At 73.7% G+C, this 24,106-nt stretch carries 17 protein-coding genes, 1 other RNA gene and 1 pseudogene; 16 read left to right on the top strand and 3 right to left on the bottom strand.

What is annotated here, in order from left to right; all coding sequences use genetic code 11:
- Positions 1 to 25: 25 nt before the first annotated feature.
- A complete protein-coding gene (locus tag AB4K12_RS30695) occupies positions 26 to 1,435 on the bottom strand; it encodes an ABC transporter substrate-binding protein (RefSeq protein ID WP_368438017.1) in 1,410 nt (469 codons plus the stop codon).
- Between the two features lie 230 nt (positions 1,436 to 1,665).
- Positions 1,666 to 4,938: an FtsK/SpoIIIE domain-containing protein gene (locus tag AB4K12_RS30690; protein ID WP_368438061.1), complete on the bottom strand. Its 3,273-nt coding sequence runs from the start codon at positions 4,936 to 4,938 to the stop codon at positions 1,666 to 1,668.
- 473 nt (positions 4,939 to 5,411) lie between these two features.
- Here AB4K12_RS30690 and AB4K12_RS30685 point away from each other — a divergent pair, with 473 nt between their 5' ends.
- From AB4K12_RS30685 to AB4K12_RS30670, 4 genes are all read left to right on the top strand, one after another.
- A complete protein-coding gene (locus AB4K12_RS30685; protein WP_368438015.1) occupies positions 5,412 to 7,196 on the top strand; it encodes a serine/threonine-protein kinase in 1,785 nt (594 codons plus the stop codon).
- Between the two features lie 166 nt (positions 7,197 to 7,362).
- Positions 7,363 to 8,736 (top strand): serine/threonine-protein kinase, encoded by a 1,374-nt coding sequence (locus AB4K12_RS30680; RefSeq protein ID WP_368438013.1) that lies wholly within the window; start codon positions 7,363 to 7,365, stop codon positions 8,734 to 8,736.
- Positions 8,737 to 8,834: 98 nt separating this feature from the next.
- A complete protein-coding gene (gene prfB, locus AB4K12_RS30675; protein ID WP_368438011.1) occupies positions 8,835 to 9,950 on the top strand; it encodes a peptide chain release factor 2 in 1,116 nt (371 codons plus the stop codon).
- A gap of 257 nt (positions 9,951 to 10,207) precedes the next feature.
- Positions 10,208 to 11,269 (top strand): hypothetical protein, encoded by a 1,062-nt coding sequence (locus tag AB4K12_RS30670; protein WP_368438009.1) that lies wholly within the window; start codon positions 10,208 to 10,210, stop codon positions 11,267 to 11,269.
- Between the two features lie 82 nt (positions 11,270 to 11,351).
- On the opposite strand, the gene AB4K12_RS30665 is transcribed toward AB4K12_RS30670, so the two are convergent.
- Positions 11,352 to 11,546, bottom strand: a complete 195-nt coding sequence (locus tag AB4K12_RS30665; RefSeq protein WP_086567842.1) for a hypothetical protein — start codon at positions 11,544 to 11,546, stop codon at positions 11,352 to 11,354.
- Positions 11,547 to 11,817: 271 nt separating this feature from the next.
- On the opposite strand from AB4K12_RS30665, the gene ftsE reads away from it, so the two are divergent.
- The 12 genes and pseudogenes from ftsE to AB4K12_RS30605 all read left to right on the top strand — a co-directional run.
- Complete coding sequence (gene ftsE, locus AB4K12_RS30660) at positions 11,818 to 12,507, top strand: cell division ATP-binding protein FtsE (protein WP_086567844.1); 690 nt, start codon at positions 11,818 to 11,820, stop codon at positions 12,505 to 12,507.
- 52 nt (positions 12,508 to 12,559) lie between these two features.
- Positions 12,560 to 13,471 (top strand): permease-like cell division protein FtsX, encoded by a 912-nt coding sequence (ftsX, locus tag AB4K12_RS30655; RefSeq protein WP_368438007.1) that lies wholly within the window; start codon positions 12,560 to 12,562, stop codon positions 13,469 to 13,471.
- A gap of 67 nt (positions 13,472 to 13,538) precedes the next feature.
- Positions 13,539 to 14,789, top strand: coding sequence for a S41 family peptidase (locus AB4K12_RS30650; RefSeq protein ID WP_368438005.1), 1,251 nt, complete (start codon positions 13,539 to 13,541; stop codon positions 14,787 to 14,789).
- Positions 14,790 to 14,807: 18 nt separating this feature from the next.
- Positions 14,808 to 15,311 (top strand): SsrA-binding protein SmpB, encoded by a 504-nt coding sequence (smpB, locus tag AB4K12_RS30645; protein ID WP_086567849.1) that lies wholly within the window; start codon positions 14,808 to 14,810, stop codon positions 15,309 to 15,311.
- Positions 15,312 to 15,411: 100 nt separating this feature from the next.
- Positions 15,412 to 15,781: a transfer-messenger RNA gene (gene ssrA, locus AB4K12_RS30640) on the top strand.
- A 133-nt stretch (positions 15,782 to 15,914) separates the two neighbouring features.
- Positions 15,915 to 17,123, top strand: a complete 1,209-nt coding sequence (locus AB4K12_RS30635) for a hypothetical protein (RefSeq protein WP_368438003.1) — start codon at positions 15,915 to 15,917, stop codon at positions 17,121 to 17,123.
- A gap of 116 nt (positions 17,124 to 17,239) precedes the next feature.
- Complete coding sequence (locus AB4K12_RS30630) at positions 17,240 to 17,812, top strand: ABATE domain-containing protein (RefSeq protein WP_368438002.1); 573 nt, start codon at positions 17,240 to 17,242, stop codon at positions 17,810 to 17,812.
- 332 nt (positions 17,813 to 18,144) lie between these two features.
- A pseudogene (locus tag AB4K12_RS30625) lies at positions 18,145 to 18,468 on the top strand (hypothetical protein); the annotation flags it as partial.
- Between the two features lie 153 nt (positions 18,469 to 18,621).
- Positions 18,622 to 19,143 (top strand): sigma-70 family RNA polymerase sigma factor, encoded by a 522-nt coding sequence (locus AB4K12_RS30620; protein WP_281256970.1) that lies wholly within the window; start codon positions 18,622 to 18,624, stop codon positions 19,141 to 19,143.
- Complete coding sequence (locus AB4K12_RS30615; protein WP_368438000.1) at positions 19,140 to 19,904, top strand: zf-HC2 domain-containing protein; 765 nt, start codon at positions 19,140 to 19,142, stop codon at positions 19,902 to 19,904. The genes AB4K12_RS30620 and AB4K12_RS30615 overlap by 4 nt, the downstream gene beginning before the upstream one ends.
- A gap of 160 nt (positions 19,905 to 20,064) precedes the next feature.
- On the top strand, positions 20,065 to 22,353 hold the full coding sequence (locus tag AB4K12_RS30610) for a UvrD-helicase domain-containing protein (RefSeq protein ID WP_368437998.1): 2,289 nt from the start codon (positions 20,065 to 20,067) through the stop codon (positions 22,351 to 22,353).
- A gap of 399 nt (positions 22,354 to 22,752) precedes the next feature.
- A partial coding sequence (locus AB4K12_RS30605; RefSeq protein ID WP_368437996.1) for an NAD-dependent malic enzyme occupies positions 22,753 to 24,106 on the top strand: 1,354 nt, incomplete at its 3' end.

Genomic DNA, 24,106 nt, shown 5'->3' with positions numbered 1-24,106 from the left:
CGCGGAGGTCACGGCGGTGGCCCCGTCAGCCCGTGAAGGCCTTGGCCGCGTCGGTCTCCAGCCGTTGCTGGGTGCCCTCCACGTCCTTCGGGTCGCGCAGGAAGTCCTGCAGCTGCTTCCACTCGCCCTGCCCCGGCTTGCCGCCGAACGCGGCGGGAGCCTGGTCGGACATGTCGAAGCGGAAGTCGTCGCCCGCCGCCACCACCGCCTTGGCGATGGAACGCATCACCTGGTCGGGGTAGACGGTCAGCGGCAGGTTCTTGTTCGGCGAGACGAAGCCGCCGTCCTTCGCCCAGATCCCCGCCGCGTCCGGGGAGGCCAGGAAGGTCAGCAGCGCCTGGGCGGCCTGCCCGTCCTTCAGTGCCACGCCCACGTCCCCGCCGGTCACCACCGGGGAGCGGCTGCCCACGGCGGGGAAGGGGAAGACCTTGGCGTCCGTACCGATCTTCGCCTTGGTGCCGGTGATGGTGGCGACGGAGAAGTCGCCCTCGAAGACCATGGCGGCCTTAGCCTTCTCCCCGCCGCTGAAGGTCTGGCTGACCGAGGCGGGGAACTGCGTCTGCAGCGCGCCGTCGTTGCCGCCCGCCAGCAGCTCCTTCCTGCCGAAGAGCTGGGCCAGCGTCGTCAGCGCGTCCTTCACGGACGGATCCGTCCACTTGATCTTGTGCTGGGTGAGCTGGTCGTACTTCTCCCGGCCCGCCTGCGAGAGGTAGACGTTCTCGAACCAGTCGGTGAGCGTCCAGCCGTCCGCGCCGCCGACCGAGACCGGCGCGACGCCGTAGTCGGCGATGGCCTGGGCGGTGCGCAGGAACTCCTGCCAGTTCTTCGGCTCCTTGGCGCCCGCCGCCTCGAAGATCTTGGTGTTGTACCAGACGAGGGACTTGTTCGCGGCCTTGAAGTACACGCCGTACTGTTTGCCCTCGGAAGCGCCCAGGTCGCGCCAGCCCTTGGCGTAGTTCTTCTCCAGCTGGGCCTTGGCCTCGGCGCCGAGCGGCTTGAGCCAGCCCTTCTTCGCGAATTCCCGTAGCACGCCCGGCTGCTGCAGTATGGCGACGTCCGGAGGATCGCCGCCCGCGACCTTCGAGCCGACGAACGCCGACATGTCGTCGCCGCTCGGCACGAACGAGATCTCCGCGCCGGTGCGCCTGGCGAACTCGTCCAGCACCTTGGTGAAGCTCTTCTGCTCGGCGCCGGTCCACACGGCGGTCACCTTGAGCTTCTGGCCGTCGAGCTTGGGGAGCTGGACGGTGTGGGGGATGACGTCGGACTTGCCGGGAACCGGTTCGCCGCTCGCGCCGCCCTTCTTCCCGCCGTCATCGCCGCCGCAGCCGGCCGCGGTGAGCGCCAGGCCCCCCGCCACGACCAGGGAGAGCGCGCCGCGTATGGCGCGGGTGGATGGTGTTGCGGTCGGTGATGTGCGTGTCGCCCTGCGCATGGCCCGTACCTCCCGTGCCCGGTCCCCGTTGACGGCCGCGCCGTGCGTTGTCCCTGCGTACGGCCGCACTCCCGTGCGACAGTCCTACGCCCGGTGTCAGGTCACCGCAATACCGTCTCCGGGGTTAACGAGCCGATCGTGACCGGGATGTGACGCGCTGCCAGACGGGCGACGGCAGCGCGGTCACGGCGACGGCGGGGGCGACGACAGCCGGGACGACGGCGGCGCGGTCACAGCAACGGCGGGGCGGCCTGCGCGGCCGCGGACTGGGCCGCCCGCTGCAGGGCGCTGGCCAGCAGGGCCAGGTCGGTCGGTCCGTTGCCCAGCTCGCGCAACGGGCGCCGGGTGGGCGGGTCGCCCATGCGCTGCCAGTCCAGCGGGACCACCGTCGGCCGCTGTGTGGCCGTGCGCGGGATGCGGCCGGTGACCCGGCCCGCCTGGAAGGGGATGGTCGCGGCGTCGTCGGGGCGCTGCAGCCGGCCCCGGCCGGGGGCCGGTTCGCCCGCTCCCGTGCCGTCCGGCTCCGCGGCGGAGGCGTCGGCCGGCGCGATCTCCAGCGTCGCCCGCAGCCCGGCCCGCTCGACCGCCGCCGTGTCGGCCGTACGGTCCGGGCGGCCCGACGCGACGATCAGGTGGACGCCCAGCCGCTCGCCGTCACGGGCCACGGACTCCAGCGCCCGGACCACCGAACCGGCCGCCGGCCGGCCCGTGGCGCCCAGGGCGGGGGCGACCAGGGCGTCGAAGTCGTCGACGAGGACGACCAGGCGCGGCAGCGCGGTCTCGGCCGTGCGGGCCGGACCGCCGCGCTGGGTGCGCAGCTTCAGGGTGCCGGTGGAGGGCGTCTCGAGGTCGCCGGAGGAGGGCTCCACCGGGCGGCGGGGAGCCACCACCGACGGCGCGGAGGCCGCGGTGTCGCGCTCGTGCCAGCCGGAGAAGTCGAGCGTGCCCAGCAGCTCGGCGCGGCGCTTGAGCTCCGAGCTCAGCGCCTGCGCGAACTCCCGCATCCGTACCGGGTCGGAGGCGGCGAGGTAGGTGGAGACGTGCGGCAGGTCCGTGCAGACCCGCAGCCCCTCCCCGCGCTCGGCGGCCGCCCCGTCGACGAGGACCAGCGAGAGCCGGTCCGGCCGGTCGGCGGCGGCCAGCGACGCGGCGAGCGAGCGCAGCAGCTCGGTCTTGCCGCTGCCGCGTCCGCCGTGCACCACCAGATGCGGGCCGTCCGCCGCCAGGTCGACCGTGAGCGGCCCGTGCGGCCCGGCGCCCAGCACGGCGACGGCCCGGCCCCCGGGGCGGGCGCCCCGGTCGGTCGCGGCCGCCCAGCGGGCGGTCAGCGAGGCGGGGGTGGCGCGGGCGAGCCCCAGCTCGTCCAGCAGGCGCGCGGTGCGCGGCAGGGCCGCCGCGATGCGCGAGCCCTGCAACGCCCCGGCCGTGTCCGCGAGCCGCAGGGGCGCCATCGCCCGGGCGAACCTCTCGGCCCAGGCGGCGGAGACGGCGTCGAGCGCGGCGATGTCCGGCCGCCCGGCGGCGCCCTCGGCACCGCCGGCGTTCCGGTCCGTGGCGGGCCGTCGGGCCGGCTGCCCCTGGCCGCCGGCCACCGGGGCCGCCTCCGGCACCTGGCGGATGACCTGGACGACCGTGGCCACGTCGCCGCTGAGCAGGGCGACGGCTCCGCAGTGCGGGAAGGCGGGCGAGGCCGCCGCGGCCGTCTTCAGGGTCGCCGACACCGGGGAGGAGGGTGTGGTGGCCGGGGCGTCCGCCAGGCACAGCAGGTGGATGCCGGCCGCCGGGCCGGCCACGGCCAGCCGGGCGACCGTCTCGCGCAGGCCCGCCGAGCCGGGATCGCCGTCCACGATCAGCACGGTGTACGGGCCGCGGTGGCGCCCCGCGGCCGCGGCGACGACCTCGGGGGAGGCGCCCGGCCAGCTGGTGCCCAGGGGGCCGTCGTCCAGGCGGCGGACCAGCTCGGCCGTGCGGGCCTCGGCCTGCTCGCGGTCGTAGGCCAGCAGCAGGCGGCAGTCCTGCCCGTGCGCGGGCCGCGCGTGCGGCAGCCAGCCCAGCCAGGACCACTCCGCCAGCCGCTCCTCGGCGGGGCGTGCGCGGTCGGCGCTGATGAGGACGTACTCGAGCGCGGCGGGCGCGTGCAGCGCGGCGAGCTGGGCGAGCACGGACCGGGCCAGTCCGGACAGCCGTGCCCGGGGACCGGCCAGGCCCAGCGACCCGGCCTGGCGCAGCCCGACCGTGACCGGCACGGAGGGCAGCGGGCCGCCGCCGTCGGCGCGGTAGCGGTCGGCGGTGCCCAGCCGAACGGTCAGCAGGTCGGGGTGGTCCGGGCCGCGCTCCCACAGCCGCGGTCCCGGGCCCAGGGCGGTCAGCAGGACGGCCGCCGGGTCCGGCCAGCGCTCGCGCAGCGCGACCGCGCCGGAGGCGGCGGGACCGCTCGCGGCGGGGTCGTCGTCGGCCGGGCGCTGCTCCACGGCCGGGTCGCCGGGGCGGCGGTCGGCGTCGCGCCCGGTCAGCCCGCCGGTCAGCCGGCGGGCCCAGGCTCCTATGCCGCGGCCGCGCCGCTTGCCGCCGGGCTCGGTGCCCTCGGCCGGCTCGGGGCCCGCGGCCGGGGCGGAGGGGGTGCCCAGGTCGGCGTACCCGGCGGCGCTGGTGGTGGCGCCGGCCCCCGCCGGGGCGGGCGTGGGGGTGGGAGGGGCCGGGGGGTGGCCCGCGCCGGGGCCGCCGTGCCAGGTGCCCTCGCCGTAGGCCGTGCCCGGCGCACCGTCGCCCCGGTCGGCGCGCGGGAGCGTGCCCGAGGCGCCCTGCGCCGGGGCGGCGTCCGGCGTCGCCCCCACGCGCAGGTGCCCCTCGCCGTCCGGGACCGCCGGCAGGACGCCGGGCCCCGAGCCGTCGGGGGAGCCGGCGCCGTGCAGGCTGAGCGTGGATTCGCCGACCCGCAGCAGAGCGCCCGCCGGCAGTGGCACGGGCTCGCCGTCCACGGCCTCGCCGTCGAGCAGCGTGCCGTTGGTGGAGCCCATGTCGTGCAGGGTGACGGTGCCGTCGTCGGCGAGGGTCACCGCGCAGTGCAGGCGGGAGACGTCGGGGTCGTCCAGGGGAATGTCGGCGGAGCTCGAGCGGCCGACGCGGACCTCGCCGCCGTGCAGCAGGTGGACGCCGCCGGCGTCCGGGCCGGAGACCACGTGCAGCCGGGCGGCCGCCTCCGGCACGCCGGAGTGGAGCACGCCCGCGTGCCGCTCGGGGTCGGCGGGGGCGCCCAGCGAGAGCACCGCGCCGTCCGTGAGCGGCGGCTCGCCCAGCGCGCAACGCTGCGGGTCGAGGCGCTCGCCGCCGGCGTGGACCACGACGGCACCGCTGCCGAGGTCGGAGCCGGCCGCCGCGACGGCGGTCGCGAGGCCGCTCGCCACGGCCGCCAGGGCGGTCCCCGTGGGGGCGGTCACGAGCACATCGCAGGCGCACGTGGTGTGGCCGCTGAGCGGCCCGAGGACGGTCAGCCGGATCTGCATCGCCGTCAACGGTCCCTTCCTGCCCCGGGTGTGCGGCGGGGCCGGGACTGAAGCCACCCCCACCGCGCACGGGCGCGTCGGCACGTACAGGTCACCACGTTCGCGCGGGGCCTCCCGCTCCCTCCCCGCCGCATCCGTGCTGCGAGCATCCTCGCACCTGCCGCCGACGACGCGCCCGGCGAGAGCCGATTCGTGATCTTGAACGACCATCCGAGTATCGGAAAGCTCGCATCCCACGGTCGCCATTGGCTGATTTCTTTAACCGCTTGTCCGCTCTCGACCTATTTCTTGCCGTTATTTACGAGAGCTTCCGACGCGCGGCAACCATCCGCCCGCGCCCCGCGTCTATCCCACAAGCCCCACCGGATTCGCCGGACGGACGGTCCGGGAGGCGGCACTACAGTGGGCGCGAAGCCGAACACCTCGGAGAGCTTGGATCACAGAGCTCGCATCACGACCAGGGAGCGCATGACGTGCGGCCGGTAGGCAGCAAATACCTGCTCGAGGAGCCGCTCGGACGCGGGGCCACGGGCACCGTCTGGCGAGCACGCCAGCGCGAGTCGGCCGGAGCCGAGGCGGCGGTGGCCGGGCAGCCCGGCGAGACCGTCGCGATCAAGGTCCTCAAGGAGGAGCTGGCCAACGACGCGGACGTCGTGATGCGCTTCCTGCGCGAGCGGTCCGTCCTGCTCCGGCTCACCCACCCGAACATCGTCCGCACCCGCGACCTGGTGGTCGAGGGCGACCTGCTCGCGCTCGTCATGGACCTCGTCGACGGCCCGGACCTGCACCGCTACCTCCGCGAGAACGGCCCCTTCACCCCGGTCGCGGCCGCGCTGCTGACCGCGCAGATCGCCGACGCCCTCGCCGCCAGCCACGCCGACGGCATCGTCCACCGCGACCTGAAGCCCGCCAACGTCCTGCTGAAGAACGACGGCGGCCAGATGCACCCGATGCTCACCGACTTCGGCATCGCGCGCCTGGCCGACTCGCCCGGCCTCACCCGCACCCACGAGTTCGTCGGTACCCCGGCCTACGTCGCGCCCGAGTCCGCCGAGGGCCGCCCGCAGACCTCCGCCGTCGACATCTACGGCGCCGGCATCCTGCTGTACGAGCTGGTCACCGGCCGTCCGCCGTTCGCCGGCGCGACCGCGCTGGAGGTGCTCCACCAGCACCTGAGCGCCGAGCCGCGCCGCCCCACGACGGTCCCCGAGCCGCTGTGGACGGTCATCGAGCGCTGCCTGAGCAAGCGGCCCGAGGAGCGGCCGTCCGCCGAGAACCTCGCCCGCGCCCTGCGCGTGGTCGCCGCGGGCGTCGGCGTCCACGCCTCCCCCGCGCAGGCCGAGGCCGCCCTCGGCGTCGGCGCGCTGCTCGCCCCGGACCCCGAGCCCGCCCAGGTGCCCGGCACGGGCCTGGGCGCCGCTCCGGCGGCCGGCTCCGGCGACGCCGACCCCACGCAGATGCTGCCGCCCGTCGCCCCCGGCTCGTACGACCCGAACGCCGCGACGAGCGTGATGAACAGCACCGGCCACGGCGCCGGCCCCAACGCCGACCCCACGCAGGTGCTGCCCGGGGGCCCCGGCGCGTACGGCGGCGGGGATCCCACGCGCGCCATGCCGCCCGTGCCCCCGGGCCCGCCGCAGGGCCGCCCGGACCAGCAGCAGGGCGACAGCCCGCACCCGTGGCAGACCCAGATGCGCGCGGCCCGCGACCGCAACGACCAGACGCAGGTGCAGTACCTCGACCCGAGCGAGGACCCGCTGCGCCGCCGTCCCGCCCGCCGCCCGGGGCCCGCGCCCCAGCAGCCCCAGCAGTACGGGCAGCAGCACGGACAGCAGGGGTACGGGCAGCAGCAGTACCCCGCCCAGGCCCCTCAGCCGCAGCCGCGCCCCCAGCAGTACGCGCCGCCGCGCGCCCCGCAGGGCCGCCCGGACCGGCGGCCCCAGCGGCACCACACGCCGCAGCCGCCCCAGCCGCAGCCGTACACCCCGCCGCCCGCCCCCGCGCCGGCCCCCGCTCCGCGCCGCGAGCCGCGCCCGCCGCGGCAGCGCAGCGCGAACCCGATGCGGATCCCGGGGCTGGGCTGCCTCAAGGGCTGCCTGTTCATGATCCTGGTGCTGGTCGTGGGCTCCTGGCTGGTGTGGGAGTTCACCCCGCTCAAGGACTGGGTCGCCGACGGCAAGAGCTTCTGGGACGCCACCTGGGACTGGGTCACCGACCTCAAGGACTGGATCTCGAACGTCGGTTCCGAGGCCAAATAGTCCGTCGTGCCGGGCTCCCGATGTCTGTCGATTTGTCGACACCTGACGGGTGTTTTCTGCCGCAGAAGTGGCGGTTGGCGGCGAATCGGAGTCCCCAACGGTCCGTCAGACGCGTAGCTTGGTCGCCAGTGCGTCTGTCGGATGACGGAGGAGTCGGGGAACAGTCTTGGCACGGAAGATCGGCAGCCGGTACACCGCCCACCAGGTCCTGGGACGCGGCAGCGCCGGGACGGTGTGGCTCGGCGAAGGCCCCGAGGGGCCCGTCGCCATCAAGCTCCTGCGCGAGGATCTCGCCTCCGACCAGGAGCTGGTCGGCCGCTTCGTGCAGGAGCGCGCGGCCCTCCTCGGTCTGGACCACCCCCGCGTGGTCGGCGTCCGCGACCTCGTCGTCGACGGCGCCGACCTCGCCCTGGTCATGGACCTGATCCGCGGCACGGACCTGCGCACGCGCCTCGACCGCGAGCGGCGCCTGGCGCCCGAGGCGGCCGTCGCCATCGTGGCCGACGTCGCGGACGCGCTCGCCGCCGCCCACGCCGCCGGGATCATCCACCGCGACGTCAAGCCCGAGAACGTCCTGCTCGACATGCAGGGCCCGCTCGGCCCCGCCGGCGCGCACCCCGCGCTGCTCACCGACTTCGGCATCGCCCGCCTCGTGGACTTCCCGCGCCCCGCCCGCGAGCGGCCCGCGGGCTCCGGCGACACGGCGGGCGGCCGCTCGCCGGGCCAGCGCAGCGTCATCGGCACCCCCGACTACCTCGCCCCCGAGATCATCGAGGGCCTGCCGCCGCGCGCCTCCGTCGACGTCTACGCCCTGGCCACCGTCCTGTACGAGCTGCTGGCGGGCTTCACGCCCTTCGGCGGCGGCCACCCCGGCGCGGTGCTGCGCCGGCACGTGACGGAGACCGTGGCGCCGCTGCCCGGCATCCCCGACGAGCTGTGGCAGCTGATCGTCCAGTGCCTGGCCAAGGCGCCCGCCTCCCGGCTGCGCGCCTCGGAGCTCGCCGCCCGCCTGCACGAGCTGCTGCCCGGACTGGCCGGCATCCCGCCGCTCGACATCGACGAGCAGCCGGACGAGGAGCCCGAAGCGGCGGGCCCGGAGCGCGAGGGGCCGTACGAGTCCGCCGCGGCCTCGCCCGGCGTCGTGGAGCCGCGTCGGCGCGGCGCCGTCCCGCTGGTGCCCGGCGGCGTCTCCGACTCGTCCCGCGACACGCACACCAGCATGCGCGTCCCCGGCCCCGAGGAGCTCGCGGGCGGCGCCCACGGCACGGCGCGCGCCCCGCGCTCGCCCGGCCAGCCGCGCGCCGGGTCCGCCCGCAACCGGGCCGAGGCCGCCCGGCGGCGCCGGATCAAGCTGGGCGCCGCGGCCGTGGCGCTCGCCGCGGCCGCCGGAGTGGGCGGCTGGTTCGCCACGAGCGGCGGCTCCGACCCCGGGGACGCCAAGCCGGGCGGCAAGCCCGGCGTCCACCGCACCGGCCCCGCCCGGCCCCCGGCCGGGCCCGGACAGGACCCCGGACAGGGCTCGGTGGCCCCACTGCGCTAGGCGTCCGGGCCGCCGTGGGGCCGCCTCCGGGCCCTCCGCGGCGGCCGCCGGACCGCCCTTCGGACCGGGATGTTGCGCGTAGCCGTTAGTCTGGGTGCGTGGCAGTCGTTGACGTTTCCGAAGAGCTGAAGTCCCTCTCCTCGACCATGGGGTCGATCGAGGCCGTTCTGGACCTCGACAGGATGAGGGCCGATGTCGCCGTGCTCGAGGAGCAGGCGGCGGCCCCGTCGCTGTGGGACGACCCCGCCGCGGCCCAGAAGATCACCAGCCAGCTGTCGCACCTGCAGGCCGAGGTCCGCAAGGCGGAGACCCTGCGCGGCCGCATCGACGACCTCGCCGTGCTCTTCGAGCTCGCCGAGGCCGAGGACGACGCGGACACCCTCGCCGAGGCCGAGGCCGAGATGGCGTCGGTCCGCAAGGCGCTGGACGAGATGGAGGTCCGCACCCTCCTGTCCGGCGAGTACGACTCCCGCGAGGCGCTGGTCAACATCCGCGCCGAGGCCGGCGGCGTCGACGCCTCCGACTTCGCCGAGCGCCTGCAGCGCATGTACCTGCGCTGGGCCGAGCGCCACGGCTACAAGACCGAGATCTACGAGACCTCGTACGCCGAAGAGGCCGGCATCAAGTCGACCACCTTCGCCGTCCAGTCCCCGTACGCCTACGGCACGCTCTCCGTCGAGCAGGGAACGCACCGCCTGGTGCGCATCTCGCCCTTCGACAACCAGGGCCGCCGCCAGACGTCCTTCGCCGGCGTCGAGGTGCTCCCGGTCGTCGAGCAGACCGACCACGTCGAGATCGACGAGTCGGACCTGCGCGTGGACGTCTACCGCTCCTCCGGCCCCGGCGGCCAGGGCGTCAACACGACCGACTCCGCGGTCCGCCTGACGCACCTCCCCACCGGCATCGTCGTCTCCTGCCAGAACGAGCGCTCGCAGATCCAGAACAAGGCGACCGCCATGAACGTCCTCCAGGCCAAGCTCCTCGAGCGCCAGCGCCAGGAGGAGCGCGCCAAGATGGACGCCCTCAAGGGCGACGGCGGCAGCTCCTGGGGCAACCAGATGCGTTCGTACGTCCTGCACCCGTACCAGATGGTCAAGGACCTGCGCACCGAGTTCGAGGTCGGCAACCCGCAGTCCGTGCTCGACGGCGAGATCGACGGCTTCCTGGAGGCCGGTATCCGCTGGCGCAAGCAGCAGGAGCAGACCGACAAGTAGGCGTCGGTGACGCCTGACGACAACTGCGAACAACCCCCCGCCTAGCAGGACATACCCGCCCGTAACTTCCTTGACGCTGCCCGGAAAACTGGGAAGGCTGAAGGGTGGCATGCGATCACTGGGGCGCGTGTGGCGGGGGGCGAGGCGGCACGGCCGGTACGGCATTCGTACGGCCGGAGTCACGCCGTCCCCGGAACGCCCCCGCCCCGTGCATTGGCTGCTCCAATGACGAGATCGGCTACTGGGGGTAGCAGCAGATGACGAACAAGACGCGACTGCGTGTCGCGCGAATAGCCGCGGGTGCGATGATCGCCGCGGGCGCCTCCCTGACGGCCGCGGGCGTGGCCTCGGCCGCCGGTGTGGACGTCGAGGTCGGCGGCGCCAAGGTGAAGGCCCACGTGGGCGTGCGTGCGCCCGACGGCGACCCGACCACGGGTCCGACCGAGATCCCGCAGCCCCCGACCTCCGGTGGCTCCACTTCCGGCGGCTCCACTTCCGGCGGTTCGACCAGCGGTGGCTCGACCGGGGGCGACCCGACGACCAGCGGTGGCTCCACGAGCGGTGGCTCGACCAGCGGTGGCTCCACCGGTGGCGACCCGACGACCTCCGGTGGCTCCACCTCCGGCGGTTCGACCAGCGGCGGTTCCACCGGTGGTGACCCGACGACCTCCGGTGGCTCGACCAGCGGTGGCTCGACCGGTGGTGACCCGACGACCTCCGGCGGCTCGACCAGCGGCGGTTCGACCAGCGGTGGCTCCACCGGTGGTGACCCGACGACCTCCGGCGGTTCCACCAGCGGCGGCTCCACCTCGGGTGGTTCGACCTCCGGTGGTTCGACCTCCGGCGGTTCCACCTCGGGTGGTTCGACCAGCGGTGGCTCGACCTCGGGTGGTTCGACCAGCGGTGGTTCGACCTCCGGCGGCTCGACCTCCGGCGGCTCCACCAGCGGTGGCTCCACCGGTGGCGGCGACCACGACGGCTCCTCCGCCACCGGCGGCAGCGGCTCGACCGGCGGCAGCGGCGACGACGACACCCACACCTGCCCCGTGGACACCGACGGCAACTGCAACACCGGCACCGACAGTGCCGGCTCGCGGCCCGTGGACCAGGGCAAGGACAAGGAGGAGCTCGCCCAGGTCGGCCAGCCCAGCCAGGGCGGCTCGTCCGGTTCCTCCGACTCCGCCACGCCGTCCGGCGAGCTGGCCCAGACCGGTGCCGGTCAGACGACCTTCCTGCTGGCCGGCGCCGCGACGATGATCGCGGGTGGCATCGGCTTCCGGATGCTGCCGCGCCTGATCAACCGCGGTACCGCCGCCTGAGGGCCGTACCCCAGGTGACACGATCGAGGCCCGGAGCGCTGTCGCGCTCCGGGCCTCGATGGCTTATGTCCGCGTCGGTGCGTCACCCGGCGAAGCCGCGGGCGAGCACGGCCACCGCGACGAGCGCCACCAGCAGCGCTATCAGCGCGGCCGGCGTCAGCCCGCCGAAGACGCCTTCCTGGTGCTGCAGCCGCTCACGGCTGGCCCGGCACACCGGGCACCTGCCCTCGGCGACGGGGGCCGCGCAGTTGGCGCACACCAGTCGGTCGCATGTCATGCGAATTCCTCCTCCGGTACGTCCAACGCGCGAGAAAGCCGAGCGGTTCCCCTTACCACTGTGCCAGCTTTCCCGCCGTTCGGCGCGGGCGGTCCCCCAAACCACGGGATGGGGGCCGAATGTCCGGGACTTTGTCCCCGATGGGGCGGTCGTCGACGTCGACGCCGGATGCCCACTGCGCGTGCACGAGCGGTTCGGTAGGGTCACGCACACCGACGGACGCCGTACGAGGCGGCGTCCGTGCCGCTACGAGGCGACGCGTGGTGCACCTGTGATCCGATTCGACAACGTCTCCAAGTCCTACCCGAAGCAGAACCGGCCGGCTCTCCGGGACGTCTCGCTCGAGATCGAGAAGGGCGAGTTCGTCTTCCTGGTCGGTTCCTCGGGTTCCGGGAAGTCCACGTTCCTGCGCCTGCTGCTGCGCGAGGAACGCGCCACCCACGGCCAGGTCCATGTGCTGGGCAAGGACCTCGCCCGGTTGTCCCACTGGAAAGTGCCCCACATGCGCCGCCAGTTGGGCACCGTCTTCCAGGACTTCAGGCTGTTGCCCAACAAGACCGTCGGCCAGAACGTCGCCTTCGCCCTGGAGGTCATCGGCAAGCCGCGCGGGGAGATCCGCAAGTCCGTGCCACAGGTCCTGGAGCTGGTGGGGCTCGGAGGCAAGGAGGAGCGGATGCCCGGCGAGCTCTCCGGCGGCGAGCAGCAGCGGGTCGCGATCGCCCGCGCGTTCGTCAACCGCCCGCTGCTGCTGATCGCCGACGAGCCGACCGGAAACCTGGACCCCCAGACGTCCGTCGGCATCATGAAGCTGCTGGACCGGATCAACCGCACCGGGACCACGGTGATCATGGCCACCCACGACCAGCAGATCGTCGACCAGATGCGCAAGCGCGTCATCGAGCTCGAAGAGGGCCGTCTCGTACGTGACCAGGCGCGCGGCGTCTACGGCTACCAGCACTGAACCGTCCAGACGGCACTGTAGGCACTGACACAGTAGGCATTGAAAGGACGCCATGCGCGCCCAGTTCGTCCTGTCGGAGATCGGCGTCGGTCTCCGCCGCAATCTCACGATGACCTTCGCGGTGATCGTCTCCGTCGCCCTGTCGCTCGCCCTGTTCGGGGGCTCCCTGCTCATGCGCGAGCAGGTCGGCACGATGAAGGGCTACTGGTACGACAAGGTCAACGTGTCGATCTACCTCTGCAACAAGAACGACGCCGAGACCCAGCCCGCCTGCGCCCGGGGCGCGGTCACCGAGGACCAGAAGAGGCAGATCAGGGCCGATCTGGAGAAGATGCCGATCGTCCAGAACGTTCAGTTCGAGACGACGGACGAGGCGTACAAGCACTACAAGGAGCAGTTCGGCAAGTCGCCGATCGCCTCCTTCCTCACCCCCGACCAGATGCAGGAGTCCTTCCGCGTCAAGCTCCGCGACCCCGCCAAGTACCAGGTCGTCTCCAGCGCCTTCGCCCAGCGCGCCGGGGTGCAGGAGGTGGAGGACCAGCGCAAGACGCTCGAGCCGCTGCTCAACCTCCTCAACGGCATGAACATCGCGGCCCTGCTGGTGATGGCGCTGATGCTGGTCGTCGCCCTGATGCTGATCGTGAACACGGTCCGGGTCTCGGCCTTCAGCCGCCGCCGCGAGACGGGGATCATGCGGCTGGTCGGCGCCTCCAGCTTCTACATCCAGATCCCGTTCATCATGGAGGCCGCGTTCGCCGGGCTGCTCGGCGCGGGCTTCGCGTGCGTCCTGCTGGTGGGCGGCCAGTACTTCCTGGTGAACAACTGGCTGGTTCATCAGATCGACGTCATTCAGTTCATCGGATGGGACGCGGTCCTGGCCAAGCTCCCGCTCGTGCTCGCGATCGGGCTGCTCATGCCCGCTCTGGCGGCCTTCGTGGCGCTGTGGAGATACCTCAAAGTGTGAGACGTGCCAAGGGCGTCGTACGGTCAACTCCCCATGCGGCGCCCCCCGGTGTCCTAGACTCACGCGCATGCCCGGCCCGACGATGTTCGCTCCGCAGCGCCGCGTGCGCCGTGGAGCGGCGCTGACACTGGTCTTCGCCGGTGTGGTGGCGGCGGGCGCCGCCGCCGGGGCGTTCGACGCGGACACCGACGACGGCCGGACTCCGGCGTACGGCGCCCCCGCGCGCACCGCCGCCCGGGCCGTGGACCGCAACGCCGTGGACCGCCGGACCCTCGAGGCCGCCGCCGAGGCGGCCGCGCAGGACGGCCGGTCCGGCTCGGAGGCGGCCGCCGAGGTGGTCAGCCGCAGCGGGGACAGCTGGGGCGCGGTCTACAGCGCCCGCGAGTACGAGGGCTTCGCGCTCGCCCTGGACGGCGCGTACGTCGGTGTGGGCCTCACCATCCGGCGCACCCCCGACGGCCGGATGGAGGCGGGCGGCGTCGTGCCCGGCAGCCCCGCGGAGCGGGCCGGCATCGCCTCCGGCGACCGCATCGCCGGCATCGACGGCACGGACGTCACAGGCCGCCCGGTCACCGAGGTGGTCTCCCTCCTGCGCGGCGACCGCCTCCGCGACGGCCGGTCCTCCCCGGCGGCCTGGGGCCGGCCGGACGGCGTCGGTACGCCCGTACGCCTGGAGCTGCGGCGCGGGGGGCGGCGGTGGGAGCGCACGCTGCGGCGGGAGCGGCTGGTCACCCGGAGCGTCGAGGTCGAGCGGATCGGTGACGGCGACGGCGCGGGGCCGCCCGCCACCCTGGTCAAGGTCGCCTCCTTCACCAAGGGCACCGGCGAGCGGGTCCGCGAGGCGGTGGCCGCGGCCGCGCCCGGCGAGGGCGTCGTGCTGGATCTGCGCGGCAACTCCGGCGGGCTGGTCACCGAGGCCGCCACCGCGGCCTCCGCCTTCCTCGACGGCGGTCTGGTCGCCACGTACGACGTCCACGGCCGCCAGCAGGCCCTGCGGGCGGAGCGGGGCGGGGACACCCGGCGGCCGCTGGTCGTCCTCGTCGACGGCGGCACCATGAGCGCCGCCGAGCTGCTGGCCGGGGCGCTGCAGGACCGCGGCCGGGCGGTCGTGGTCGGCTCGTGGACCTTCGGCAAGGGGTCGGTCCAGATGCCCAGCCGGCTGCCCGACGGCTCGGTCGCCGAGCTCACCGTCGGCCACTACCGCACCCCCGCCGGCCGCCGCGTCGACGGCGCCGGGATCGCCCCCGACCTGGCCGTACGCGGCGACGCCGAGCAGCGGGCCCGCACGGTATTGGGTGGCCTCGGGGGTGGGTCCTAGTGCGAGAATGGCGACGCTATGACTAAGAAAGAGAAGACGGGTCGCAAACTGGTCGCGCAGAACAAGAAGGCGCGACACGATTACCACATTCTGGACACCTACGAATGCGGCATGGTGCTGACCGGCACCGAGGTGAAGTCGCTGCGCCAGGGTCGTTCCTCGCTGGTGGACGGCTTCGTGCAGATCGACGGCGGCGAGGCCTGGCTGCACCAGGCCCACATCCCCGAGTACGCCCAGGGCACGTGGACCAACCACAGCGCGCGCCGCAAGCGCAAGCTGCTGATGCACCGGGCGGAGATCGACAAGCTCGACTCGAAGTCGCAGGAGACGGGGCACACCATCGTGCCGCTCGCCATCTACTTCAAGGACGGCCGGGCCAAGGTCGAGATCGCTCTGGCCAAGGGCAAGAAGGAGTACGACAAGCGGCAGACGCTGCGCGAGAAGCAGGACACGCGCGAGTCGAACCGGGCGATCGCGGCCGCCCGCAGGCGTCAGCGGGCCCAGCAGGCCCAGCGGGGCTGACCCCTCCCGGGAATACGCTGGCACCGTCGTGCGTTGGTCACGTACGATGGGCGAACCGCACACCGGCTGGTAACCGGTGCGCAGCTTGAAAACACAACATGGGGATGATCGGTTTCGACAGCGGATGTCGAAGCAGGGGAAGCGTGTCGAGGAAGCGGCAATGATCTCGTAAACCATATGTCGCAACCAATAATCGCCAACACCAAGCGCGATTCCTTCGCCCTCGCTGCCTAAGTAGCGACTTGCGAAGTGTCAGCCCGGGGCTGTTCCCGACCCGGATCCTGGCATCAGCTAGGGAACTAAACCACTAGGTCCGGTCACGGGACCTGGTGGGAAATCAAACAGTGGCTGGGCCTGTCGGAGACTTGTTCGCGTGATCTCCGGGGCCGAGAAAATCGCAGCGAACTGCACACGGAGAAGCCCTGGTTCTGCACCGTTGGACGCGGGTTCGATTCCCGCCATCTCCACTCATCCCATGTTTCATGTGAGGCGAAGGCCCCACCGCCGAGAGGCGGTGGGGCCTTCGTCGTCCCCAACGGCCCTCCGGGAGCAACCGCCCGGCCCGGCCGGCCCTCTTACAGGAGGACCGAAGGGGGTGGCCGGGTGAACTGGACACGGACGGCGGTCGCCGCGCCGGCCGTCGTCGCGCTGTGGCTGGGCACGGTCCCGGCCGCGTCGGCCGACGACGGACAGGGCGGGGTGCAGCTGCTGCTCAACGGGGCCTACGACAACCGCCCCGGCGAGCTGATCGACATCGATGTGCGGGGCGTACGGGGGCCCGGCGAGGTCACCGTCTCCTCGCCCGTCTTCCCCCACCCCGTGCGCCTGGCCCCCTATGCCGAGGACGGCGCGGGTCACCACGGGCGGCCCGCGATCTCGATGACCGTGGCGCCCGGTACGTACCCCCTCACCGTCCGGGCCGGCGGCAGGGTGGTGGCCAAGGAACGGGTGGAGGTCCAGGCCGCGCGGCGGCCGGAGTTCCTGGCGGGCACGCCGGGCGACGTGCTGCGGCCGGGGGAGCGGCTGGCCCTGTCGTTCGACGACCTCTACCCGGGGGAGCGGGGCGACGTCTTCACGGCGGCCTCGCCGGCCTTCACCGCGAAGGTGCGGCTGACCCACGACCCGGCCGGCGGCCACTGGAACAACCCGCGGATGTTCACCGCGCTCGTCGCCCTGCCGACGGACGTCAAGGACGGCACGTACAAGGTCGCGCTCAGCGGCCCGGACGGGCGGCGGATCGATGAGAAGCCGCTCGAGGTCCGCGCGGCCCGCCCCGGCGACTCCGACTACGTGGGCAGGGCGCGAGGACCGGCGTTCTTCACCGCCTCCGGCCGGCCCGACGACGCCCGCCCGCACGGCCACCGGGTCCGGGCCGGCGGCAGCGTCAACGTGCTGTGGAGGGACGCCTCACCCGATCCGGGGGAGGAGGAGCGGCTGATGGCGACCTCGCCCGCCTTCGAGCGGCCCGTGCCGCTGCGGCGCGACGACAGCAAGGCCGGGGACGGCGACGACCCCCGCTACTACGGCCCGGCCCGCGTCCGCGCGGGCCTGGAGGCCGGCCGCTACCCCGTCACCGTCATCAGCCACCACGGGCGGGTCAAGCGCACGGGTCACCTCGTCGTCACCGGCCACGCCGCCTCCGCGGCCGCCGCCGGCCCCGGCGACGACGGCCCGGACCGCACCCTGCTGATCACGGCCACGAGCGCGGGCCTCGCGGCGGCGGTCGCCGCGACGGGCGTCGCCCTGCTGCGGCGCCGCAACAGGACCGGAGGATGGCGGCGCGAGCACGCCGAGGGCCCCGCGCGGAGCTGACCGGCCCGGGGCTTTTCGAGGCCGCCGGCCGGTCCACCCTGAAGTGCGGCAGCTCGGGCGGGGCCGGGAACGCGGCGCCGCGGAGGGACTCGGGAAACTCGGGAAAGGGGACGCGCATGGCGTCGGCAGCGGCCTCCTACGACCTGCGCTTCGACGCCGGGAGGCTGTGTCTCGACCTGGTCGCCACGGCCGAGCCGGTGGAGCGGCTGGACAGCCCCCGGCGATTACGGGCCTGGCTGCTCGGCGTGGGCCTGGTGCCGCCGGGCACCCCGCTCGACGCCGTGGACGCGGCGTGGCTCGCGCGTTTCCAGGCGGCCCGGGGCCTGCTGCACCGTGTCGTGCACGCCGAGATCGACGGCCGGGCCGCCGACCCCGACCTGGAGCGCGTCAACGCCCTCGCGGTCACCGCGCCGCCCGCGCCGGTCGTCGTGCGGAGCGCCGACGGCGACCTCGTACGCGCCGTCACCGGAACCCCCGACTGCGGCGCCCTGGTGGGGCAGATCGCCCGGGACGCCGTGGAGCTGCTCACCGATCCGGCGGAGCGGAACCGGCTGCGCCGGTGCGAGGGCGAGGGCTGCCCGCTGGTCTACGTCGACACCTCGCGGGGGCGGCGCCGGCGCTGGTGCTCCAGCGAGGTGTGCGGCAACCGCGAGCGGGTGGCCCGCCACCGGGCGATGAAGCGCCGGTAGGCCACCGGCGGAGATTTCCTCCCCCGGAAGTGAACACGGCGGCCCACGCGTGCGTACTCATGGCCGGAAGGGGCTCCCGGCCCGCACCCGCACACCAAGGGGACGTCATGACGGCACACGCGCGGAGGACCGCACGCATCGGCCTGTTCGCGGTCGGCGGGGCGGTGGCACTCGCGCTCACCGCGACGGGCTGCGGAGCGGGCGACTCCTCGTACGGCGGGAGCGACAAGAGCACGCCGGGCCCGCAGCAGGAACAACGGCAGGAACAACCGAAGGAACAGCCGCAGCAGCCCGACGCCGGGGCCGCCGGCCTGGCCACGGCCCAGGACCCGAAGCTGGGCACCGTCGTCACCGACGCCAAGGGCTTCACCCTCTACCGCTTCGACAAGGACACGGCCAAGCCCTCCGCCTCCCACTGCGAGGGCGACTGCGCCGCCGCCTGGCCGCCCGTGACCGTCGCCGACCAGCTCTCCCTCAAGGGCGTCGACAAGAGCCTCGTGGCCACCGTCACCCGCGCCGACGGCTCCAAGCAGCTGACGCTCGGCGGCTGGCCGCTCTACCGGTTCGCCAAGGACGCCAAGCCCGGCGACACCAAGGGCCAGGGCGTCGGAGGCACCTGGTTCGCCGCCGGGCCGCAGGGCAAGAAGGCGCAGGCCCCCGCCAAGGCCCCGGCCGGCGACTCCGGCTCCACCGGCGGCACGTCCGGCGGAACCGGCGGTTACGGCTACTGACGGCAGAGGGAACCCGCGCCCCGGGAATCCCCGACCGCGCTCTCGACCCAGGGGGATGGCTTGCGCAAGGATGCCGCCGTGGCTGACAGGACGCGTCCCGACGAGGACCTGATGCGGTCGCTCTACGAGGAGCACGCCGGCCCTCTGCTGGCCTTCGTGCTGCGCCTGGTGGCGGGCGACCGCCAGCGGGCCGAGGACGTCGTCCAGGAGACGCTGCTCCGCGCCTGGCGCAACGCCGACCAGCTGCGCGGATCCGCCGGCTCCGTACGGCCGTGGCTGGTGACCGTCGCCCGGCGCATCGTCATCGACAACCACCGCAGCCGGCAGTCCCGCCCCCGCGAGGTCGACCCCGGCCCCCTGGAGCTGATCCCCGCGGCCGACGAGATCGACCGGGCGCTGCGCCTGATGACCATCTCCGACGCGCTCGGCGACCTGTCCGAAGCCCACCGAGAGGCCTTGATCGAGACCTACTTCAAAGGACGTACGGTGAGCGAGGCAGCACAGGCGCTGGGCGTACCGGCCGGGACCGTCCGGTCCCGCGTCTTCTACGCGCTGCGCTCCCTGAAGCTCTCGCTCGAGGAACGAGGAGTGACGGCATGAACGGGCCGGCACCGGACCATGAGCACCCGCGCCGGGACGACGGGCACACCGCCGTCGGCCCCTACGCCCTCGGCGTCCTCGACGAGGCCGACGCCGCCCGCTTCGAGGAACACCTCGCCGAGTGCCCCCGGTGCGCCGCCGAGCTCGACGACCTGATGGGCCTCACCCCCCTCCTCGCCGAGCTCAAGGAGTCGTCCCCCGACCCCGGCCTCCTCACCGTCCGGCCCCGCCCCGAGCTGCTGGACCGGGCGCTCGACGACGTCACCGCCACCCGCCGGGCGCGGCGCGTCCGCCGGCTGTGCCTGGCGGCCGCGGCCGCCGCGCTGATCGTCGCCGGGCCGTTCGCCGGCGCCGCGCTCACCGCACGGGACGTCCCCGACCACAGCGGCGTCAGCGCGGCCAAGCAGATGTACGAAGAAGGCGACAAGATCGGCGCCGTCGATCCCGTCACCAAGGTCGACGCGACCGTCTCGCTGCAGAACAAGCCCTGGGGCACCCATGTGGCGCTCCGGCTGGGCAACGTCAAGGGCCCCCTGACCTGCGACCTCGTCGCCGTCGGCAGGAACGGCCAGGAGCAGACCGTCACCACCTGGGCCGTCCCCGCCTCCGGATACGGCCTGGACAAGGGCGACGGCTCCCCGGCCAAATGGGGCGCCGAGCCGCTCTACACCCACGGCGGCGCCGCGTTCGAACGCGCCGACATCGTCCGCTTCGAGGTCCGCACCCTCGACGGAAGGCACCTCGCGACGGTCAGGATGTGATCCGTCAACAGGTAACAGTCGTGGCAAACCCCTCATGTCATGACAGGTGCGGTCGGCACCCTTGTTCGCGTACGGTTGACGGCTGCCCTACGCACAGCAGAAGGGGGCCTGGGTGGCCGCGCAGAACGCCACACACGCGCACGTGGCGACAGGACCGGCGATGGAACCCGACGGGGTCCGCGACCGTGAGATCGGTGCCGAACAGCACCATCTGGACCGGGTGTACCGGCGCCTGGAGGAGAAGATCCACGAGGCGGAGTTCCTCATGGACGACGCCGCCAAACGAGGCCAGGTCGGCACGCCGGGCGCGCTCGCCGAGCGGGACGCGCAGGTGTTCCGCGCGGGGGTGCACCTCAACCGGCTGAACAACGAGTTCGAGGACTTCCTCTTCGGCCGGATCGACCTCCTCCTCGGCAAGGACGGCAAGAAGGGCCCCGACGGCGCCTACACCTCCGTCGAGCCCGCCGACGACGCCGTGCGCGAGGACCGCGCCGAGATCGCCGAGACGCTGCACATCGGCCGCATCGGTGTGCTCGACGCCGACTACTCCCCGCTGGTCATCGACTGGCGTGCGCCCGCCGCCGCGCCCTTCTACCGCGCCACCCCGGTGGCGCCCGGCCGGGTCGTACGCCGCCGCGTCATCCGCTCCAAGGGCCGCAAGGTCCTCGGCGTCGAGGACGACCTGCTGCGCCCCGAGCTGACCACGACGCTGGACGGCAGCGCCCTGCCGGTGGTCGGCGACGGCGCGCTGATGGCCGCCCTGGGCCAGGCCCGCAGCCACACCATGCGCGACATCGTCTCGTCCATCCAGGCCGAGCAGGACATGGTCATCCGCGCCCCCGCCGCCTCCGTGACCGAGGTCGAGGGCGGCCCCGGCACCGGCAAGACCGCCGTGGCCCTGCACCGCGCCGCCTACCTCCTCTACCAGGACCGCAGGCGCTACGCGGGCGGCATCCTCGTCGTCTCCCCGACCCCGCTGCTGGTCGCCTACACCGAGGGCGTGCTGCCCTCCCTGGGCGAGGAGGGCCAGGTCGCCATCCGCGCCGTCGGCTCCCTCGTCGACGGCGCCGAGGCCGACACGTACGACGAGCCGGCCATCGCCCGCGTCAAGGGCTCCTCCCGCATGCTCAAGGTGCTGCGCAAGGCGGTTCGGGGCGCCCTGGAGGTCCCCGCCGGGGGCACGGGCGCCCCGGACCGGCTGCGCGTGGTCGCCTTCGGCGCCCGCGTGGAGCTGGAGGCCGACGACCTCCGGCGCATCCGCGAGTCCGCCCTGGGCGGCACCGCGCCGGTCAACCTGCTGCGGCCGCGCGCGCGGCGGCTGATCCTCGACGCCCTCTGGTCGAGGGCCGGCGGCCCCCGGCGCTACACCGACCCCGAGCTGGCGGCCGAGGCCCGTTCGGCGTTCGACGAGGACGTCACCACCGAGGACTCCTTCATCGACTTCCTCGAGGCCTGGTGGCCCGAGCTCACCCCGCGCCGGGTGCTGGCCTGCATGGCCGACGAACGCCGCCTCTCGCGCTGGGCGCGCCGGGTGCTCAACCCCCGCGAGGTCCGTCAGCTGGCCCGGTCGCTGGGCCGCCTGGACGGCCAGGGCCGGGGCCCGCTGTCGGTGCACGACGTGGCGCTGCTGGACGAGCTGGAGACGCTGCTGGGCGTGCCGCACCGGCCCAGGAAGCCGCGCGAGGCGGACCCGCTGGACCAGCTCACGGGGCTGGAGGAACTCATGCCCCAGCGCGGCGAGTCGCGCCGTGAGCGGGCCGAGCGGCTGGCGCAGGAGCGCCGGGACTACGCGCACGTCATCGTCGACGAGGCGCAGGACCTCACCCCGATGCAGTGGCGCATGGTCGGCCGCCGCGGCCGCCACGCGACGTGGACGATCGTCGGCGACGCGGCCCAGTCCTCCTGGTCCGCCCCGGACGAGGCGGCCGAGGCCCGCGACGAGGCGCTGGGCGCCCGTCCGCGCCGCCGCTTCCGGCTGACGGTGAACTACCGCAACCCCGCGGAGATCGCCGAGCTGGCGGCGAAGGTGCTGGCCCTGGCCATGCCGGGCATGGAGTCGCCCTCGGCCGTCCGTTCCACCGGCGTCGTGCCCCGCTTCGCCGTGGCGGGCGCCGACCTGGGCGTGTCCGTACGGGACGAGGCGCTGCACCTGCTGGCTGACGTGGAGGGCACCGTCGGCGTGGTCGTGCCGATGGGCCGCCGCGCCGAGGCGCGCGGCTGGCTGGCCGGTCTCGGTGACCGGGTGGTGGTGCTGGGCAGCCTGGAGGCCAAGGGCCTGGAGTACGACGCCACGATCGTGGTCACGCCCGCCGAGATCGCCGACGAGTCGCCGGCCGGGCTGCGCGTGCTGTACGTGGCGCTGACCCGCGCCACGCAGCGGCTGACGGTGCTGTCGGGGGAGCGGGACGATCCGGACGAGCTGGGCGTGCCGGACCTGCTGCGGGACTGACGGCGAGGGGGGTGGGGCGGCGTCGACAGGCTGACGCCGTCCGACCGGAATTGACGTGCCCTAAATGGAAGACGCCCTACCGGAATGACTTCCGGGAGCGGTTTGTTAGCCTGGGTACGGCACCGGCTCGATCCAAGCCCCCGGGCCCAACCTTAGTCGCTTCGAGCGACCACTTGCCGCGAGGCGAGCATGGCGGGTCGGTGTCACAGACGTCCCGAACGGGCGTCCCTCTCCACCGGAGGGGGACGCCCGTTCGGCGTTTTCGGCCTTCTCGTATCTTGGAAGGCCCCTTCCGGTATGCGGCGCTGGTTACCGCGTACTGGCCGGTAGGTGGGACGATCAGGCATCGCGCATCAGTGAGCGCGGCAAACGAAACAGGGAAAGCAGAGGAAAGCGGCCATGGCAACGGCGCCTAGCGTCTCGTACTCGATGACGGTCCGACTCGAGGTCCCCGCGGGCGGGACCGCGGTCAGCCAGCTCACCACGGCCGTCGAGTCCTCCGGCGGCTCCGTGACCGGCCTCGACGTGACCGCCTCCGGCCACGAGAAGCTGCGGATCGACGTCACCATGGCGACCACGTCCACCGAGCACGCCGACGAGATCGTGGAAAAACTCCGCGGCATCGAGGGCGTCGTCCTGGGCAAGGTCTCCGACCGTACGTTCCTGATGCATCTCGGCGGCAAGATCGAGATGGCCTCCAAGCACCCCATCCGCAACCGTGACGACCTCTCCATGGTCTACACCCCCGGCGTGGCCCGCGTGTGCATGGCCATCGCGGAGAACCCCGAGGACGCCCGCCGCCTGACCATCAAGCGCAACTCGGTCGCCGTCGTCACCGACGGCTCCGCCGTCCTGGGCCTGGGCAACATCGGCCCCAAGGCCGCGCTGCCCGTCATGGAGGGCAAGGCCGCCCTCTTCAAGCGCTTCGCCGGCATCGACGCCTGGCCCATCTGCCTGGACACCCAGGACTCCGACGCCATCGTCGCCATCGTCAAGGCCATCGCCCCCGGCTTCGCCGGCATCAACCTCGAGGACATCTCCGCACCCCGCTGCTTCGAGATCGAGGCCCGCCTGCGCGAGGCCCTGGACATCCCCGTCTTCCACGACGACCAGCACGGCACCGCCATCGTCGTCCTCGCCGCCCTCACCAACGCCCTGCGCGTGGTCGGCAAGGGCATCGGCGACGTACGCGTCGTCATGTCCGGCGCCGGCGCCGCCGGTACGGCCATCCTGAAGCTGCTGACCGCCGCCGGCGTCAAGCACGCCGTCGTCGCCGACATCCACGGCGTCGTCCACGCCGACCGCAAGGACCTCGTCTCCGCCGACCCCGAGTCCGCGCTGCGCTGGATCGCCGACAACACCAACCCCGAGGGCATCACCGGCACCCTCAAGGAGGCCGTGCGCGGCGCCGACGTCTTCATCGGCGTCTCGGCCCCCAACGTCCTGGGCGGCGAGGACGTGGCCGCCATGGCGGACGATGCCATCGTCTTCGCGCTCGCCAACCCCGACCCCGAGGTCGAGCCGGCCATCGCCCGCCAGACCGCCGCCGTGGTCGCCACCGGCCGCTCCGACTTCCCCAACCAGATCAACAACGTCCTGGTCTTCCCCGGCGTCTTCCGCGGTCTCCTGGACGCCCAGTCGCGCACGGTCAACACCGACATGATGCTCGCCGCCGCCCGCGCCCTCGCCGACGTCGTCGCCGGCGACGAACTCAACGCCAACTACATCATCCCCAGCGTCTTCAACGACAAGG

The organism is Streptomyces sp. C36, from assembly GCF_040932295.1.
GTDB lineage: Bacteria > Actinomycetota > Actinomycetes > Streptomycetales > Streptomycetaceae > Streptomyces > Streptomyces triculaminicus.
Note: the sequence above shows the minus strand (reverse complement) of the source record. Positions and strands in the feature narration are given on the sequence as shown.